The 17678-nt window shown below is 67.3% G+C and carries 16 protein-coding genes; 8 read left to right on the forward strand and 8 right to left on the reverse strand.

The features are described 5' to 3' along the window. Window positions 1–138 precede the first annotated feature (138 nt). The 4 genes from ACTDI4_RS07335 to puuE are packed head-to-tail and all read right to left on the reverse strand — an operon-like array spanning window position 139 to window position 3527. A complete protein-coding gene (locus tag ACTDI4_RS07335; RefSeq protein WP_442840523.1) occupies window positions 139–732 on the reverse strand; it encodes a nucleoside deaminase in 594 nt (197 codons plus the stop codon). Next, window positions 729–1238 (reverse strand): ureidoglycolate lyase, encoded by a 510-nt coding sequence (locus ACTDI4_RS07340; protein ID WP_442840524.1) that lies wholly within the window; start codon window positions 1236–1238, stop codon window positions 729–731. The genes ACTDI4_RS07335 and ACTDI4_RS07340 overlap by 4 nt, the downstream gene beginning before the upstream one ends. Beyond that, window positions 1235–2068 (reverse strand): bifunctional allantoicase/(S)-ureidoglycine aminohydrolase, encoded by an 834-nt coding sequence (locus ACTDI4_RS07345; RefSeq protein WP_442840525.1) that lies wholly within the window; start codon window positions 2066–2068, stop codon window positions 1235–1237. The genes ACTDI4_RS07340 and ACTDI4_RS07345 overlap by 4 nt, the downstream gene beginning before the upstream one ends. Window positions 2069–2093: 25 nt before the next feature. Continuing rightward, a complete protein-coding gene (puuE, locus tag ACTDI4_RS07350) occupies window positions 2094–3527 on the reverse strand; it encodes an allantoinase PuuE (RefSeq protein ID WP_442840526.1) in 1434 nt (477 codons plus the stop codon). 182 nt (window positions 3528–3709) lie between these two features. Between puuE and uraH the strand changes: the two genes are divergently transcribed. The 4 genes from uraH to xdhC all read left to right on the forward strand — a co-directional run bounded on the left by uraH (window position 3710) and on the right by xdhC (window position 9067). Then, entirely contained in the window at window positions 3710–4084 is a 375-nt protein-coding gene (gene uraH, locus ACTDI4_RS07355) for a hydroxyisourate hydrolase (RefSeq protein ID WP_442840527.1), read from the forward strand. After that, complete coding sequence (gene xdhA, locus ACTDI4_RS07360) at window positions 4084–5571, forward strand: xanthine dehydrogenase small subunit (RefSeq protein WP_442840528.1); 1488 nt, start codon at window positions 4084–4086, stop codon at window positions 5569–5571. Before uraH ends, xdhA begins: the two co-directional genes overlap by 1 nt. A 3-nt stretch (window positions 5572–5574) precedes the next feature. Then, a complete protein-coding gene (gene xdhB / locus ACTDI4_RS07365; protein ID WP_442840529.1) occupies window positions 5575–7929 on the forward strand; it encodes a xanthine dehydrogenase molybdopterin binding subunit in 2355 nt (784 codons plus the stop codon). Window positions 7930–8044: 115 nt separating this feature from the next. Then, window positions 8045–9067 (forward strand): xanthine dehydrogenase accessory protein XdhC, encoded by a 1023-nt coding sequence (gene xdhC / locus ACTDI4_RS07370; protein ID WP_442840530.1) that lies wholly within the window; start codon window positions 8045–8047, stop codon window positions 9065–9067. Between the two features lie 307 nt (window positions 9068–9374). On the opposite strand, the gene dps is transcribed toward xdhC, so the two are convergent. Then, window positions 9375–9863: a DNA starvation/stationary phase protection protein Dps gene (dps, locus tag ACTDI4_RS07375; RefSeq protein WP_442840531.1), complete on the reverse strand. Its 489-nt coding sequence runs from the start codon at window positions 9861–9863 to the stop codon at window positions 9375–9377. A 100-nt stretch (window positions 9864–9963) separates the two neighbouring features. Next, a complete protein-coding gene (locus ACTDI4_RS07380) occupies window positions 9964–10884 on the reverse strand; it encodes a LysR family transcriptional regulator (protein ID WP_442840532.1) in 921 nt (306 codons plus the stop codon). Between the two features lie 138 nt (window positions 10885–11022). Here ACTDI4_RS07380 and ACTDI4_RS07385 point away from each other — a divergent pair, with 138 nt between their 5' ends. The 4 genes from ACTDI4_RS07385 to ACTDI4_RS07400 all read left to right on the forward strand — a co-directional run bounded on the left by ACTDI4_RS07385 (window position 11023) and on the right by ACTDI4_RS07400 (window position 15590). After that, window positions 11023–12246 (forward strand): urate hydroxylase PuuD, encoded by a 1224-nt coding sequence (locus ACTDI4_RS07385; RefSeq protein ID WP_442840533.1) that lies wholly within the window; start codon window positions 11023–11025, stop codon window positions 12244–12246. A gap of 172 nt (window positions 12247–12418) precedes the next feature. Next, window positions 12419–13744 carry a guanine deaminase gene (gene guaD, locus ACTDI4_RS07390; protein WP_442840534.1) on the forward strand — a complete coding sequence of 442 codons (1326 nt, stop codon included), beginning with the start codon at window positions 12419–12421 and terminating at the stop codon, window positions 13742–13744. 72 nt (window positions 13745–13816) lie between these two features. Continuing rightward, window positions 13817–14317: a heme-degrading domain-containing protein gene (locus ACTDI4_RS07395; RefSeq protein WP_442840535.1), complete on the forward strand. Its 501-nt coding sequence runs from the start codon at window positions 13817–13819 to the stop codon at window positions 14315–14317. A 10-nt stretch (window positions 14318–14327) separates the two neighbouring features. Further along, a complete protein-coding gene (locus ACTDI4_RS07400; protein ID WP_442840536.1) occupies window positions 14328–15590 on the forward strand; it encodes a glycerate kinase type-2 family protein in 1263 nt (420 codons plus the stop codon). A 13-nt stretch (window positions 15591–15603) separates the two neighbouring features. Here the strand turns inward: ACTDI4_RS07400 and ACTDI4_RS07405 are convergent, their stop codons facing one another. Beyond that, window positions 15604–16302 (reverse strand): UdgX family uracil-DNA binding protein, encoded by a 699-nt coding sequence (locus ACTDI4_RS07405; protein WP_442843288.1) that lies wholly within the window; start codon window positions 16300–16302, stop codon window positions 15604–15606. After that, window positions 16280–17668 (reverse strand): glutamine synthetase family protein, encoded by a 1389-nt coding sequence (locus ACTDI4_RS07410; RefSeq protein ID WP_442840537.1) that lies wholly within the window; start codon window positions 17666–17668, stop codon window positions 16280–16282. The genes ACTDI4_RS07405 and ACTDI4_RS07410 overlap by 23 nt, the downstream gene beginning before the upstream one ends. Between the last annotated feature and the right edge of the window lie 10 nt (window positions 17669–17678).

Genomic DNA, 17678 nt, shown 5'->3' on the forward strand with positions numbered 1-17678 from the left:
ACCTTAGGTCGATTTGCCGCCTGTTGGAACCTCTTGCCGGCAAGCCTTGCCGGGCGCACGGCTGCTGCGGCGCTCAACGCGTTGCAGGAGCTGCGTTCCGGCGCATGTGGAAAAGATCGAGGGGCGGCGGCTGGGCCGTCAGGCAAGCGGGATGTCGTTGCCGGCCTTGCCGGACTGGTAGGTTTGCGACAGCTCGTCGTAACGCGCCGAAATATCGCCGATTCGCGTTTCCAGCCGCTCGCGATCCGGCGCGGGCAGGGCGCGCACCAGCCGGCGCAGAGAATAGCTCTTCCAGTAGCCGTTCTCGGCATTGTAGCCGCCCGGATCGAGGGTGAAGACCTCTTTCAGGATCTTCAGGTCGTGCGGGATGGCGAAGCTGTCGCGCGAATCCTCGTGGGAGAAGAGGTAGTAGAAATTGTCGAAGCCGGCCCAGGTGATGGCCGAGAGGCACAGCGAGCAGGGCTCGTGCGTGGAAAGGAAGATCGCCTCCTTCGTGTCCACGCGCTCGGCCCTGGGCATCTCGTAGAAGCGCTTCAGGCAATGCATCTCGCCGTGCCAGAGCGGGTTTTCGATCTCGTTGTTGGTCTCGGCGACCACCAGCGAGCGGTCGTCCTTCCTCAGGATCGCCGCGCCGAACAGCTTGTTGCCCCTGGCCACGCCCTCGGCGGTCTTCGGCACGATGTCGTGCTCGATCACGTCGAGCAGCCGGTCGATCAGCGAGACGTCGCTCATGCCTTAGCCCCTTCCGGCAGATGCACCTCGTAGGGGTGGGAGAAGTGGAACTCTTCCAGGTTGGAGCCGTCGCCGGCGCGGTCGACGATGATGAAGTCCTGTGGCTCGCCGACAGGCGTCAGCACGCCGTGCCACAGGTTGCGCGGATAGTTGATGCCCTGGCCGGGCGCGGTGAGGAAGGCGTGCGGCTCGCCGGGGCCGTCCGGCCCGTCATGGCACACCACCACCACGAAGGGCCTGGGCGACAGCGGGATGAAGGCCTGGCTGCCGAAGGGATGGCGCTCCACCATGGTCAGGTTTAGCGGGAACTCGTAGGGCGTTCCGCGGGCCAGCGAGACGATGACGCGCGCGTTCGATCCCGTCGCCTCGGCGGTGGCGAGGTCATGGAAGCGCTCGGTCCTGCCGCCGTTGATGGGGTAGTGGTTGCCGCCGCCCATGTCGATCACGTCGCCGAATTCGGCGAAGCTCTCGCGGGTCAGCGGCTTTGCGACAATGATCCTGCTCATCGTGCGAACCCTCCCAGCTTGGCGTGGCGGTTGACGTCCTTGTAGAGCAGGTAGCGGAAATTTCCCGGCCCTCCGGCATAGCAGGCCTGCGGGCAGAACGCGCGCAGCCACATGTAGTCGCCGGCCTGCACTTCCACCCAGTCCTGGTTGAGCCGGTAGACGGCCTTGCCTTCCAGCACGTAGAGGCCGTGCTCCATCACATGCGTCTCGGGGAAGGGGATGACAGCGCCGGGTTTCAGCGTGACGATGGTGACATGCATGTCGTGGCTGAGGTCGGCGGGGTCGACGAAGCGGGTCGTGGCCCAGCCGCCGCCGGTGTCGGGCATGGCAATCGGCTCGACCTCGTTGTCGTTGGCGAAGACGGCTTCCGGCGCGTCGAGCCCGTCGACGAATTCATAGGCCTTGCGGATCCAGTGGAAACGGGCGGTGGCGCCGCCCTCGTTGCGCAGGCGCCAGCCGCTGGCCGGTGGCAGGAAGGCGTAGCCGCCCGGCGTGAGGCGGTGTGCCCTGCCGCCGACCGTCACCGTCACCTCGCCCTCGACCACGAACAACACGCCCTCGGCGCCGGCGTCCGGCTCCGGCCGGTCGCTGCCGCCGCCCGGCTGCACCTCCATGATGTATTGCGAGAAGGTCTCGGCGAAGCCGGAAAGCGGGCGCGCGATGACCCACAGCCGCGTCTTGTCCCAGAACGGCAGGAAGGAGGCGACGATGTCGCTGAACTCGCGCCTGGGGATGACCGCGTAGGCCTGCGTGAACACGGCGCGATCGGTGACGAGGTCGCTCTGCGGCGGCAGCCCGCCCGTGGGCGCGTAATAGGTGCGATCGGCCATTTTCATCGAGTCCATCGGTCCGGAACTATTGCGGTAGAATGTCTTTGAGGCGCAGCAGCGCGATCTGCTCGACCTGCCGGCAGGCGGTGGCGAATTCGTCGGCGCGGCTGTTGCCGATGCGCTTTTCGAAGGCGGCCAGGATCTCCTCCTTGGTCTTGCCCTTCACCGCGATGATGAAGGGGAAGCCGAAGGTGGTGACATAGGCGGCGTTGAGCTTGGAAAACAGTTCGCGCTCCTTGTCGGTCAGCGCGTCGAGCCCGGCGGAGGCCTGTTCCCGGGCCGATTCCGGCGTCAGCCGCTTGGCGGCCGCCAGCCGTCCGGCCAGGTCGGGATGGGCCTTGAGCACCTCCAGCCTTTCGCTCTCGCTCGCCGCGCGGAAGACGCGGCACAGCGCGTTGTGCAGGCCGCCGGCGCTGTCGTGGGCGGGGCCCAGCTCCAGCGCGTAGGCACGCTCGGCGACCCAGGGCGAATGCTCGAACACGCCGCCGAAGCGCTGCACGAATTCCTCGAACTCCATCTTCGACGGCTTCAGCGCCTGCGGCTCGTAGGGGTGGTGCATTTTCCAGTGGCGGGCGATGTCGATGCGGCGGGCCAGCCACACCCGGTCATGGCCCTTCACATATTCCACGAAGCGCTTGAGCGCGGCGAAGCGCCCCGGCCGGCCGATCAGGCGGCAATGCAGGCCGATGTTCATCATGGCCGGCTGGCCGTTGCGGCCTTCCTCGTAGAGCGTGTCGAAACTGTCTTTCAGATAGGCGAAGAACTGGTCGCCCGAATTGAAACCCTGCGGCGTGGCGAAGCGCATGTCGTTGGCGTCGAGCGTATAGGGGATGATGAGCTGCGCCTTGGTCTTGCCGTCCGGCCCGTCGAACTCGAACCAGTAGGGCAACTCGTCGGCATAGGTGTCGGACACGTAGTCGAAGCCGCCTTCCTCTGCTGCCAGCCGCACCGTGTTGGCCGAACTGCGTCCCTCGTACCAGCCGGTCGGGCGCTCGCCCGTCACCTCGTAATGCAGCTTGACCGCGTCCTCCAGGTCGCGGCGCTCGTCCTCGATCGAATGGTCGCGGTAGTCGATCCAGCGCAGGCCGTGCGAGGCGATCTCCCAGCCGGCTTCCTGCATGGCGGCGACCTGGTCGGGCGAGCGGGCCAGCGCGGTGGCCACGCCGTAGCAGGTCACGGGCACGTCCGCGCCCTTGAACAGGTCCAGCAGCCGCCAGAAGCCGACGCGGGCGCCATATTCGTAGATGGATTCCATGTTCGCGTGGCGCTGGCCGACCCACGGGGCCGCGCCGACGATCTCGGACAGGAACGCCTCGGAGGCCTTGTCGCCGTGCAGGATGCAGTTCTCGCCGCCTTCCTCGTAATTGACGACGAACTGCACGGCCACATGCGCGCCGCCGGGCCATTTCGGGTCCGGCCGCCCGGCGCCGTAGCCGCGCATATCCCGTTCGTAACGCATCATTCCTCCCGGCCGGTCGTCCCGCGATGTCCCACGATAGTCGATACCGGCTGTCTCGCATTCCCCACAAAAATTTTGAAACAGTTTTTGTCGGTCTCGGCTCGACCCGGACCCTTCCGTGACCTTTAATCGGTCAGGCACATCGACGATATATAATACCATACACAACGGGAGGCGCGACGATGGCAGCAATGTCGCAGGCGGACGGGGGGCGTCTGACGACCCACGTCCTCGACACGGCAACCGGCAGGCCCGCCGCGGGCCTGTCCATCGAGCTTTTCCGCATCGCGCCAAGTGGCCGCACGCACCTGAAAACCGTCGTCACCAACCATGACGGCCGCTGCGACGCGCCGCTCCTGGCGGGGGCGGAATTCCAGACCGGCGAATACGAACTGGTCTTCGCGGCCGGCGATTATCTGCGCCGCCAGGGCGTGACGCTGCCCGAGCCGGCCTTTCTCGATATCGTTCCGATTCGCTTCGGCATGGCCGAGGCAAAGCACTATCACGTGCCGCTGCTCGTTTCGCCCTACGGCTATTCCACCTACAGGGGGAGCTGATGAACCCGCTTCCTGCCAGCCGCTCCGAACTGCGCTTCATCCTCAACGGCCGCGACGTGGCGGTGCGCGAGGCGGCGCCCGACCAGACGCTGCTCGACTGGCTGCGCCTCAGCCGCTCGCTCAAGGGCACCAAGGAAGGCTGCGCCGAGGGCGACTGCGGCGCCTGCACCGTGCTGGTGGGCCGCCTCACCCCCGCCGGCGACCTCGTCTATGAAGGCGTCAATGCCTGCATCCGCTTCCTCGGCTCGCTCGACGGCTGCCACATCGTCACCGTCGAGCATCTGGCCGGAGAGGGCGACAGGCTGCATCCGGTGCAGCAGGCCATGGTCGATTTCCACGGCTCGCAATGCGGCTTCTGCACGCCGGGCTTCGTCATGTCGCTCTATGGCTTGTGGATGCAGTCGCCCGACCCGTCCGACCGCGAGATCGAGACCGCGTTGCAGGGCAATCTGTGCCGCTGCACCGGCTACGAGGCGATCATGCGCGCGGCCCGCGCCATCTCCAGCTATGGCAAGGCGGCGAAGGACCCGCTCGCCGTGGAGCGCGAGGAGATGAAGGCGCGGCTCAAGGCCCTGCATGACGGCGCGCGCGTCGAGATCGGCCAGGGCAAGAAGCGCCTGATCGTGCCGGCCGGTGTGGACGATTTCGCCGCCATGCTGGAGGCGGAGCCGGCCGTCACCGTGGTCGCCGGTTCCACCGATGTCGGCCTGTGGGTGACCAAGCAGATGCGCGACATCGCGCCGGCGGTCTTCATCGCCGGGCTGGATGGGCTGAAATCGCTCGCCGAAAAGGACGGCGTCATCACCATCGGCGCGGGCGTCACCTACACGGAGGCCTTCGCCACGCTGTCGCGGCGCATCCCCGCGCTCGGGACGCTCATTGCGCGCATCGGCGGCGGGCAGGTGCGCAACATGGGCACCATCGGCGGCAACATCGCCAACGGCTCGCCCATCGGCGACACGCCCCCGCCGCTGATCGCGCTGGGGGCGCGGCTGACGCTGCGCAAGGGCAATGCCCGCCGCACCATCCCGCTGGAGGAGTTTTTCATCGCCTACGGCAAGCAGGACCGGCAGCCCGGCGAGTTCGTGGAGAGCGTGGCGGTGCCCGTGCCGGCTGCCGGAGAAAAATTCGCGGTCTACAAGATCACCAAGCGCCGCGACGAGGACATCACCGCCACGCTCGGCGCCTTTTTGATGAAGCTTGCACCCGACGGCACGGTGGCTTCCGTGCGCATCGCTTATGGCGGCATGGCGGCGACGCCGAAGCGGGCGGCCGCCGTGGAAAAGGCGCTTCTCGGCCAGCCCTGGACCGAGGCGACCGTAGAAGCCGCGATGGAACGCTATGCCGAGGATTTCTCGCCGCTGACCGACATGCGCGCCAGCGCCGAATATCGCGCGCTGGCGGCCAAGAACCTGCTGTTGCGTTTCTACATGGAAACGACCGGCGCCGAGACGCCGGTGCAGGTGTCCAGATACGAGGCTGCATAAGCCATGACCAAGCACACGCCCAACCTCAAGGCCCAGAAGATCGTCGGCGGCGTCCGTTCCAGCCAGCGCCACGATTCGGCCCACAAGCATGTCGCCGGCACCGCCGTCTATATCGACGACATCACAGAGCCCGCCGGCACGCTGCATGTCGGCCTGGGTCTTTCCACCGTGGCGCACGGCACGCTCAGGTCGGTGGACCTGTCCGCCGTGCGCGAAGCGCCCGGCGTGGTCGCCGTGCTGACCCACGCGGACGTTCCCGGCGAAAACGATATCTCGCCGTCCAACATGCACGACGATCCGGTCTTCGCCGAAGGCAAGGTCGAGTTCCACGGCCAGCCGATCTTCTGCGTCGTCGCCGAGACGCGCGATCAGGCCCGCCGCGCCGCGCGGCTGGCGAAGATCGAATATGAGGAGCTTGCCGCCGTCGTCGACATCTGGGATCTCGATCCGGAGAAGGACAGGCAGGTCACCACCCCGCTGGTGTTGAGCCGCGGCGACGCGGCCGCCGCCATCGCCGCCGCGCCGCGCCGCGTCACCGGCCGCATGTGGCTGGGCGGGCAGGACCATTTCTATCTCGAAGGCCAGGTCTCGCTGGCGGTGCCCGGCGAGGACGACGAGGTGACGGTCTACTGCTCCACGCAGGGACCGAGCGAAACCCAGCACATGATCGCCCACGCGCTCGGCGTGCCGAGCCATGCGGTGACAGTGGAGGTGCGCCGCATGGGCGGCGGCTTCGGCGGCAAGGAGACCCAGGCCAATCAGTGCGCGGCCATCGCCGCCATCGCCGCCAAGAAGCTAAAGCGGGCGGTCAAGGTCCGCCTCGACCGCGACGAGGACATGGTCGCCACCGGCAAGCGGCACGACTTCGCCATCGACTACGACGTCGGCTTCGACGACGAAGGCCGCATCCTCGGCATCGACTATACCTACGCACTGCGCTGCGGCTTCTCGGCCGACCTGTCCGGCCCGGTGGGCGACCGGGCGCTGTTCCACTGCGACAACGCCTATTTCTACCCGCATGTGCATGCGAAGTCGGCGCCGCTCTACACCAACACCGTCTCCAACACCGCCTTCCGCGGCTTCGGCGGCCCGCAGGGCATGGTGGGGGCCGAGCGCGTCATCGACGAGGTGGCCTTCGCCGTCGGCAAGGACCCGCTGGAGATCCGCAAGCTCAATTTCTACGACGCCATGGGCGTCGCCGGCGAGCGCAACGTGACGCCCTATCACCAGAAGGTCGAGGACTGCGTCATCCAGCGCATCGTGGCCGAACTGGAGGAAAGCGCCGACTATGCCGGCCGCCGCAAGGCGATCGCCGAATTCAACGCCAGGAGCCGTTTCGTCAAGCGCGGCATGGCGCTGACCCCGGTCAAGTTCGGCATCTCCTTCACCAAGACCGAGTCCAACCAGGCCGGCGCGCTGGTGCATGTCTATACGGACGGGTCCGTGCACATGAACCATGGCGGCACCGAGATGGGGCAGGGCCTGCACCTGAAGGTGGCGCAGGTGGTGGCCGAGGAATTCCAGATCGACCTCGACCGGGTGAAGATCACCGCCACGACCACTGCGAAGGTTCCGAACACCTCGCCCACCGCCGCCTCCTCCGGGGCCGACCTGAACGGCATGGCGGCGCAGGACGCCGCCCGCCAGATCAAGGAGCGGCTGATCGACTTCGCCGCCGAGACGCACCAGATCGAGAAGGACCAGGTGGTGTTCCTGCCCAACCGGGTGCGCATCGGCAACCAGGAGATCCCTTTCAACGAACTGGTCAGGCAGGCCTATATCGCCCGCGTCCAGCTTTCGGCGGCCGGCTTCTACAAGACGCCGAAGATCCACTGGGACAGGGCGAAGGGCAGGGGCCACGCCTTCTACTACTACGCCTATGGCGCGGCCTGCTCGGAAGTGTCGGTGGACACGCTCACCGGCGAATATGTGGTGGAGCGCACCGACATATTGCACGATGTCGGCCGCTCGCTCAGCCCGGCCATCGACCTCGGCCAGATCGAGGGCGGCTTCGTCCAGGGCATGGGCTGGCTGACCACGGAGGAACTGTGGTGGGACGGCAAGGGCCGCCTGCGCACGCATGCGCCCTCCACCTACAAGATCCCGCTGGCGTCGGACCGGCCCAAGATCTTCAACGTGGCGCTGGCCGACTGGTCGCAGGCCCACGAGCCGACCATCCACCGCTCCAAGGCGGTGGGCGAACCGCCGCTGCCGCTCGGGCTTTCCGTACTGCATGCCCTGTCGGACGCGGTCGCCTCGGTTGCCGGCCACCGCGTCTGCCCGCGCCTCGACGCGCCGGCCACCCCCGAACGGGTGCTGATGGCGATCGAGCGGCTGAAGCGGCAGGCGGCGAGGTAGCCGAAGCGGCTTGCGAGGCATATCTTATGGATATGATTGCGTTCCTCTTTTGCCCATGCCTGCCCGAGCGAAGCGGAGCGACGCCGGGGAGCGCGGCACTCGGCGGAGGTCGGGCATGACCACGACCGTGCAGGAACTGAAGGATTTTCTCGGCCGGGCAGGGCCGCTGGCGCTGGTCGCGGTCGCCCGCACCAGGGGGTCCACGCCGCGCGAGAAGGGCGCCTTCATGCTGGTGTCGGCCGAAGGCAGCCACGGCACCATAGGCGGCGGTCAGCTCGAATACATGGCCATCGACAAGGCCCGGCAGATGCTGCGCCATCTCTTCTCCCCCCTTGAGGGGGAGATGTCGCCGCAGGCGACAGAGGGGGGCGCCGCGGAAGTGCGCCGACCCCTCGCTTCCAGAAAGCAACGAGAAACGTCGGGCCCGGCCGCGGTGACCCCTCCCGACGGCTTTGCGTTCGGCGCGGACGAAGCCAAGTCGTTGGCTTCGTCTGATCGCGCCTCAACCCGCCTCGACATTCCCCTCGGCCCGGAGATCGGCCAATGCTGCGGCGGGCGCGTGGAAGTGCTGGTCCGGCCGGTGGACGCCGCCCTCGCCGCCGAACTGGTGGCGGCGGCCGAAGCGGACGAGGCGCGCCTGCCGCATCTCTACATCTTCGGCGGTGGCCATGTCGGCAAGGCGCTTTCGGCGGCGGTGGCGCTGCTGCCGGTGCATGCCATGGTGGTCGAAACCCGCGCGGAAGAGCTGGAAGGCATCGCGGCGGGGGTCGAGCGCCGGCTGACGCCGGTGCCGGAGGAGGCCGTGCGCACCGCACCTCCGGGCTCGGCTTTCGCCATCCTCACCCACGACCACGCGCTGGATTTCCTCATCGTCGCCGAGGCCCTGAAGCGCGGCGACGCGGCCTATGTGGGCATGATCGGCTCCAAGACGAAGAAGGCCACCTTCAAAAGCTGGTTCCTGAAGACGGCGGGCGGCAGCGAGGGGGAATTTTCGCATCTCGTTTCCCCGATCGGCGGCGATGCCGTGAAGGACAAGCGTCCGGCCGTCATCGCAGCCCTTGCCGCCGCCGAGATGATGAGCGCTGTGGCGCTGCACGGGGCCGGCGCGGCCTCCGAGCTTGCCGAGAGCAGGGCTTAGGCGCCGCCTACCCGCGTTTTTTCCCGGCTCTTCCCGGGCTCTGGTGTCTTCGGGGCCGAGGCATGGATTCCCGGGTCGCGTCCTTCGCTCCGCTCGGACTTGCCCGAGAATGACGATGTGAGGAATGCCCCGCGCCTATCTCCGACGACAGCGATTGACCCGATAGCCCAGACCTTCGTCATTCTCGGGCAAGTCCGAGCGGAGCGAAGGACGCGACCCGGGAATCCATGCCTGAACGGTCACGCCTTGCCGACGCTCGCATGCACACCCGGCGCGTGGGCCGTGCCCCCGCCGACGGTGTCGCCCCTCACTCCTTTTCCTGGGTGTGGGCTTCCAGGAACCAAAGCGCCTTGTCGAGCGAGCGCGAATAGGCGGTCAGAATGTCGGCGGCGTCGGCATCGCCGGCCTCGTCCGTCTCGTCGATGGCCGCGCGCGCATTGTTGGCCGCCACGGCGTAGCGGTCGATGAGGGCGGCGAGATGGTCCTTGGTCTTGTAGATGTCGATCGGATAGGGTTTCAGCGACGTCGCCTCGGCCACCGCCTGCGTGGTGCCGACCGCCGTGCCGCCAAGCTGCACCGCGCGCTCGGCGATGGTGTCGACATGAACGTCGATCTCGGTGCGGAAGCCGTCGAGCATCTCGTGGACGGCGATGAAATGCGGACCCTTGATGTTCCAGTGCGCCTGCTTGGTCAGCAACGCCAGGTCGATGGCCTCGGCGAGCCGCGCGTTGAGGATTTCGATCGAGACCTTCTTGGCGTTGGATTTGAGATCGTTGCGGGTCGCGTGGGAAGACATGAAGGGCTCCTTGCAGCTTATGGTTGCGCCGCGGCAGGCTGTGCCGCGCGTTCCTCCACTAATGTGCAACTGGCGATACGGTTCCTCAAGAGCCGTGCGTCTATTTCCCCGCCAGCAGGTCCTTGATCAGCCGCTGGCAGCGGTCGGCCATGAAGTCGAGCAGCAGGCGCACCTTCGGGTCCTGGAGCTTCTTGTGCGGGTAGACGGCGGCGAATTGCACCGGCGTCGGCGGCGTGTCGGCCAGGATGACCTTCAGCCGGCCGTCGCGGATGTAGGGCTCCACCTCGAAGCGCGGCTTGTTGATGATGCCGCGCCCGGCCAGCGCCCAGCCCGTCAGCACGTCGCCGTCGTCGGAATCGAACGGGCCGTGCACCTCGAACTTCTGCACGCCGGCCGGCGTCTGCAGCATCCAGAAGAATTCCCTGCTGCCCGGATAGCGCAGCATCAGGCAATCGTGCTTCCTGCCGGTCAGATCGGCGGCGGCGGCCGGCTCGCCGCGCGCCTCCAGATATTCGGGCGCTGCCACCAGGACGCGCGCGCATTCCATGATGCCGCGCATGCGCAGTGACGAATCCTCGATCTGGCCGAGCCGGAAGGCCACGTCGATGCCTTCCTTGAGGATGTCGACATTGTGGTCGGAGAGTCGCAGCCTGACCTCGATGTCGGGATATTTGTCGTGGAATTCGGGGATGCCGGAGGCGACCAGCCGGCGCCCGAGCCCGAGCGGCGCGGTGACGCGGATGGTGCCGCGCGGCTGGCCCGAAAGCGCCGAGACCGCGGCTTCCGCCTCGGTGATGGCCTGCAGCACCTGCTTGGCGCCGCCATAGAACACCGTGCCGTGCTCCGTCGGCATCAATTGCCTCGTGGTGCGGTTGAACAGGCGCACGCCCAGATGCTTTTCCAGCTCCTTAATGCGGTTGGAGGCGACCGCCGGGGAAATGCGCATGTCGCGGCCTGCGGCGGAGAGATTGCCCAGTTCGACCACGCGGACGAAGACGGCGATGTTGTCGAGATAGGACATGTCCACCCGTGGCTTTTTGAAGCTGCGTGGTAACGAACCTATTATTTTCCATTTTTTTTTGAAAGTCCTCGCGACGCCAGCCTCTTTCCGTTTCCTCGGCAGGGCTTAAAGTCGCGCTTTCGCAGGAAGGGAGGACCCATGCTCGACTTCGCCATCTTCTGGGACTGGCTGGCTTTCGCCGTGCGCTGGCTGCACGTCATCACCGGCATTGCCTGGATCGGCTCGTCCTTCTATTTCGTCGCGCTCGATCTCGGCCTGCGCCAGCGCCCCGGCCTGCCCGAGGGCGCCTTCGGCGAGGAGTGGCAGGTGCATGGCGGCGGCTTCTACCACATCCAGAAATATCTGGTGGCGCCGGCCGAGATGCCGGAGCACCTGACCTGGTTCAAATGGGAGAGCTACGCCACCTGGATGTCGGGCTTCGCCATGCTCGCCATCGTCTACTATGCCGGCGCCAACCTGTTCCTGATCGATCCCGCCGTGCTCGACGTCTCGGTGCCGGTCGCCATCCTCATCTCGCTGGCCTGCCTGGCCGGCGGCTGGATCGTCTACGATCTCCTGTGCCGCTGGCTGATCGGCAAGGCCGACACCGGGCTGATGATCCTGCTCTACGTGATCCTGGTGTTCATGGCCTGGGGGCTGACGCATCTGTTCACCGGGCGCGCCGCCTTCCTGCATCTGGGCGCCATCACCGCCACCATCATGTCGGCCAACGTCTTCATGGTCATCATCCCCAACCAGAAGATCGTGGTGGCGGACCTGATCGCCGGCCGCAAGCCGGACCCCAAATACGGCAAGATCGCCAAGCAGCGCTCGTTGCACAACAACTATCTGACGCTGCCGGTGCTGTTCCTGATGCTGTCGAACCACTATCCGCTGGCGTTCGGCACCGAGTTCAACTGGGTCATCGCCTCGCTGGTCTTCCTGATGGGCGTGCTCATCCGGCACTATTTCAACACCCGCCACGCCAGGAAGGGCAACCCGACCTGGACATGGCTCGTCACCGGCATCCTGTTCATCGTCATCATCTGGCTGTCGACGGTGCCGAAGGTGCTGACCGGCGAGCTGAAGACCGCGGCCTCGGCGGCGGCGCAGGTCTATGTCGCCTCCGCCCATTTCCCGGCCGTGCGCGACACGGTGCTGGGCCGCTGCTCCATGTGCCACGCGGCCGAGCCCGTCTATGAAGGCATCTATCATGCGCCCAAGGGCGTGGTGCTGGACAGCGAGGCGGCAATTGCCGAGCACGCGCGCGAAATCTACCTGCAGGCCGGCCGCAGCCACGCCATGCCGCCCGCCAACGTCACCCACATCACCGACGCGGAACGGGCGCTGATCGTCGCCTGGTTCGAGGAAACAGGGCAGTGAATCCCGGTCGTCATTCCGGAAGCCGCAGCGAAGCGGAGGCTATCCGGGATCCATTCCGTGATTTTGCCAATGTTCCGGAATGGATCCCGGCTCGCGGTCGCTGCCGCTCCCTTGGCCGGGATGACGCCCGTTCGGCGAACGCGTTGAATTGATTTCGTAGGAGCGAATCTCGATGACCACCACCCTCCTGCGCGGCCGCACGCTTTCCTTCCTGCGCTGGCCCGAGACCGCCGACGACCACAGCGCCTATTCCTACGAGGAGGACGGCGGCCTGCTGATCCGCGACGGCAGGATCGCCGCCGCCGGACCTTGGGCCGAGGTGGAGAAGCAGGCGGGCGAGGGCGCGCAAAGGATCGATCACCGGCCGCATCTCATCCTGCCGGGCTTCATCGACGCGCATGTGCATTTCCCGCAGATGCAGGTCATCGCCAGCTACGGCGCCGAACTGCTCGACTGGCTGAACACCTACACTTTCCCGGAGGAGACGCGCTTTCGCGACGCCCAGCACGGCCGCCGCATCGCCCGGCTGTTCCTGGACGAGATGGTGCGGCAAGGCACCACCACGGTTTCGGCCTATTGCTCGGTGCACAAGGCCTCGGCGGAAGCCTTCTTCGAGGAAAGCCACGCCCGCGACATGCTCAACATCGCCGGCAAGGTGATGATGGACCGCAACGCGCCGGAGGGGCTGCTGGACACGCCGCAGTCGGGTTACGACGACACGGTGGCGCTGATAGAGGACTGGCACGGCAAGGGGCGCCAGCACTATGCCATCACGCCGCGCTTCGCCATCACCTCGAGCCCGCAGCAGTTGGAGATGGCCGGCGCGCTGGCCGCAAGATTCCCCGAACTGCACGTCCAGACGCACCTGTCGGAGAACCATGCCGAGATCGCCTTCACGCAGGAACTGTATCCCTGGGCGAAGGACTATACCGACATCTACGCCCAGTACGGGCTGCTCGGCCGCAAGACCCTGCTCGGCCATTGCATCCATCTGTCGGAACGCGAGGCGGACGTGCTTTCGGACACCGGCTCGGTCGCCGTGTTCTGCCCCACCTCTAACCTGTTCCTCGGCTCGGGCCTGTTCGACTACCAGCGCTACCGCCGGCGCGACAAGCCGCTGCGCATCGCCACCGCCACCGACGTCGGCGGCGGCACCAACTATTCCATGCTGCGCACCATGGACGAGGGCTACAAGGTCATCGCGCTGAACGGCGAGAAGCTGAACCCGTTCCAGTCCTTTTGGCAGATCACGCTCGGCAACGCCCAGGCGCTGTCGCTGGCCGACAGGATCGGCACGCTGGCCCCGGGCACCGACGCCGACATCGTCGTGCTGGATTGCGCCGCCACGCCCGGCATGCGGCTGCGCATGGAGCGGGCGGGAAGCCTTGCCGAAGAGCTGTTCCTGCTGCAGACGCTGGGCGACGACCGCGCCGTGCGCGAGGTCTATGTGGCGGGAAGGCCGGCCAAGAGCGACATGGCGACACCGGCAGAAGGCTGATTTCCGGGCAGACTTCAAGCTTGACCCTGCTGGACGGATCGGTCAAACCCGCCCCAAAATAGAGGGATGCCCGTGACCGCAGCCGACGATATCGAACTCATCAAGCGGCAGGAAGCCGAACTCGTCTTCGACCGCTTCGACGAGGCGGCCGCCTTCGAGATCGGCTCGGCCATCCGCACCCGCGCGCTGGCCGAAAGCCTGCCCGTCATCGTGGATATCCGCAGCTTCCACCGCCCGCTTTTCTATGCGGCGATGCCGGGCTCCAACGGCTCCAATCCCGAGTGGGCGCGGCGCAAGATCAACGTGGTGAGGCGGTTCCTCAAAAGCACCTACCGCATGGTGCTGGAGCAGCGGAGCCCCGACCGCACCTTCAAGGTGGGCGAGGGGCTGGACATCGCCGACTATGTGCTCGCCGGCGGCGGCTTTCCGATCGCGGTCAGGGGCGCCGGCGTGATCGGCGCGATCGCGGTTTCCGGCCTGCCGGAACGCGACGACCACAACGTCGTCGTGGCCGCGCTCGCCTCCCATCTCGGGCACGACGCCGCAGCGCTCGCGCTGCCGGCGGCAGAATGAGCGCGGACCAATGACCCTCGATCCTCGGGCCTTCCTGACCTCCGTCTTCGACGCGGCCGTGGCCGCCGCCGACCCCGAAAAGACCATCCGCGCGCACCTGCCGCCACGGCCCAAGGGCCGCACCGTCGTGGTGGGCGCGGGCAAGGGCGCTGCCCAGATGGCCGCCGCCTTCGAAAACGCCTGGGACGGCCCGCTCGAAGGCCTGGTCGTCACCCGCTACGGCTATGGCGCGCCGACCAGCCGCATCGAGGTGGTCGAGGCCGCGCATCCGGTTCCCGACGCCGCCGGGCTGGAAGCCGCGCGCCGGCTGCTCGGGCTGGTCACCGGGCTTTCAAAGGACGATCTCGTGGTGGCGCTGGTCTGCGGCGGCGGCTCCGCGCTGCTGCCCGCGCCGGCGCTCGGGCTGACACTTGCCGACGAAATCGCCGTCAACGAGGCGCTGCTTTCCTCCGGCGCGCCGATCTCGGCCATGAACACCATCCGCAAGCATGTCTCCACCATCAAGGGCGGGCGGCTGGCGGCGGCGGCCTGGCCGGCCAGGGTGGTGTCGCTGGTGGTGTCCGACATTCCCGGCGACGATCCGGCGCTTGTCGCCTCCGGCCCCAGCGTGCCCAGCGCCGGCAGCCGGGCCGACGCGCTGGCGGCGATCGAGGTCTACGGCATGAAGCTGCCGGAAAAGGTGATGGCGCATCTTGCCTCGCCGGCGGCCGATGCGCCGCGCCCGGACGACGAGCGCTTCGCCCGCAACGAGGTGCGCCTCATTGCCTCCGCCGCCGTGTCGCTGGAAGCGGCGGCCGCGGAAGCAAGGCGGCAGGGCATCGAGGCGGTCATCCTGTCCGATTCGATCGAGGGCGAAGCGCGCGAGGTGGGCTCGGTGCATGCCGCCATCGCCCGCGAGGTGGCCGGCAGGGACCGGCCGTTCCGCAAGCCCGTGCTGATCCTGTCCGGCGGGGAAACGACGGTGACGCTGCGGGCAAAGGGCAAGGGCGGCCGCAACTCGGAATTCCTGCTGTCCTTCGCCATCGGCATCGACGGCGCCGAGGGCATCGACGCGCTTGCTGCCGACACCGACGGCATCGACGGCTCGGAGGATAATGCCGGCGCCTTCTGCAATGCTTCGACCGTGGCCCGCATGCGCGCGGCGGGCGTCGATGCGAAAGCCATGCTTGCGGCCAACAACGCCTGGACGGCGTTCCACGCTGTCGGCGACCTTTTTGTCCCGGGCCCGACCGGCACGAATGTGAACGATCTCAGGGCGATACTGGTGCGGTAGGCCCGCACGCCCCTCACCCCATCAGCTTCCTCACCGCCCGCATGTCGGCGAGGAACCGCGCCCGTTCGGCCTGCTTGTCCGCCTCCTCACGGATGCGCAGGATGAAGGACGGATGGACGGTGAGGAACACCTTCAATCCGTCCTCGCGCGCGAGCGTCTGTCCGCGCATCCGGGTCACCGGCAGCGCCTTGCCGGCCAGCGCCAGCGTGGCGGTGGCGCCCAGCGCCACGGCGAGCCTCGGGCGGATGAAGCCCAGTTCCTTGTCCAGCCACCAGCGGCAGGCGCGCACCTCGCCGGCATTGGGCTTGGAATGGATGCGGCGCTTGCCGCGCGGCTCGAACTTGAAGTGCTTTACCGCATTGGTGACATAGGTCTTGTCCCGCTCGATGCCGGCTTCCTCGAGAATGGCGTCGAACAGCTTGCCGGCGGGGCCGACGAAAGGCTTGCCGGCGATGTCCTCCTGGTCGCCCGGCTGTTCGCCGACGAACACCACTTCGGCATCCTGCGGCCCTTCCCCGAACACGGTCTGGGTCGCGTCGCGCCAAAGGGTGCAGCGCCGGCAGGTTTTCGCCGCTGCGCGGGCCTCGGCCAGCGTCGCCGCATCCTCGTCCGGTGCCATTTCGCCTGCCATCTGCGCTTCGTGCCTTTGCAATGGCCGGGGCGGGCGATGGTTCCGCGAAATCGCCGCGCTACACCTCGTGCAGGTAGAGATGGTAGTCCAGCTCGCTCACCGTGCGCGCCACGCGCAGATATTCCGCCTGCTTGATGGCGGTGAAGGTGCGGTGCAGGTCCGGCCCCAGCGCCTCGCGCAGGAAGGCCGAAGCCCTGGCCGCCTCGATCGCCGCGCGCCAGTCGGAGGGCATGGCCTTGCCGGCTTCGGCCGCCGCCTCATAGCCGTTGCCGGTGGTTTCGGCACCGGGGTCGAGCTGTTCGTCCAGCCCCCTGGAGATGCCGGCCAGCACCGTGGCGGCCACCAGATAGGGATTGGCGTCGACGCCCGACGGCCGGTGCTCGATGCGCCGCGCCTTCACGTCGCCGGCCGGCACGCGCAGCGCCACCGAGCGGTTGTTGACGCCCCAGCTCGGCGCCACCGGCGCGTAGGATTGGGAAACGAAGCGCCGCCACGAATTGGCGTGCGGGGCGAACACCAGCATGGATTCGGCCATGGTCTGGGCAAGCCCGCCCAGCGCGTGCAGCAGCCGGGGCGACCACTTCTGGCCCTCGGCCTCGGAAAAGACGTTGGCGCCCTTGTCGTCCAGCAGCGAGACGTGGAAATGCATGCCCGATCCGGCATATTCCTCGATCGGCTTGGCCATGAAGCAGGCGGTGACGCCATGGCGGCGCGCCTGCCCCCGCACCAGCCGCTTCAGCATGACGAGGTCGTCGGCGGCGCGCAGCACGTCCTTGCGGTAGTTCAGCGTCAGCTCGTACTGGCCGGGCGCATATTCGGAAATCACCGTCTCGGCCGGTACCCCTTGCGCCTTCGCCGCCGCGTAGATGTCGGAAAACAGCGGCTCCATGCCGTGCAGGTGGTCGACCGAATAGACCTCGGTCTTGCCCGAGCGGCGGCCGTCCAGCACCGCACGCGCCGGCTGCACCTTGCCCTCGGCATCGCGGTCGTTGGCCAGCAGAAAGAACTCCAGCTCGAAGGCGCCGGCCGGGGAGAGGCCCTTTTCGGCCAGTCTCTCCACCTGCCGGGCCAGAGCATGCCGCGGGTCGGAACTCATCGGCTGGCCGTCGAGATGGTGCATGGCCATCAGCACCTGCCCCCGCGCCGGACTGGTGCCGTGAAGCGGCACCAGCGTGCCGGGGATCGGCCAGGCGCGCAAATCGCCGTCGCCGGAATCCCAGATCAGCCCGGTCTCGTGCACGTCCTCGCCGGTGATGTCGAGGCCGAGGATGGAGATCGGCAGGTGCCGGCCGTTCTCGTAGATGCCGGTCAACTCGTGCCGCCGGATGATCTTGCCGCGCCCGACGCCGTTGGGGTCGGTCAGCACGATGTCGAATGCCTCGATCCCGGGATGGGCTTCGAGGAATTTTTTTGCCTCGTCGAGGGTCGAGCCGGAGGGGGAGGTCATGGTCGTGTCC

The sequence above is a fragment of the Mesorhizobium sp. PUT5 genome (genome assembly GCF_052216645.1).
GTDB lineage: Bacteria > Pseudomonadota > Alphaproteobacteria > Rhizobiales > Rhizobiaceae > Mesorhizobium.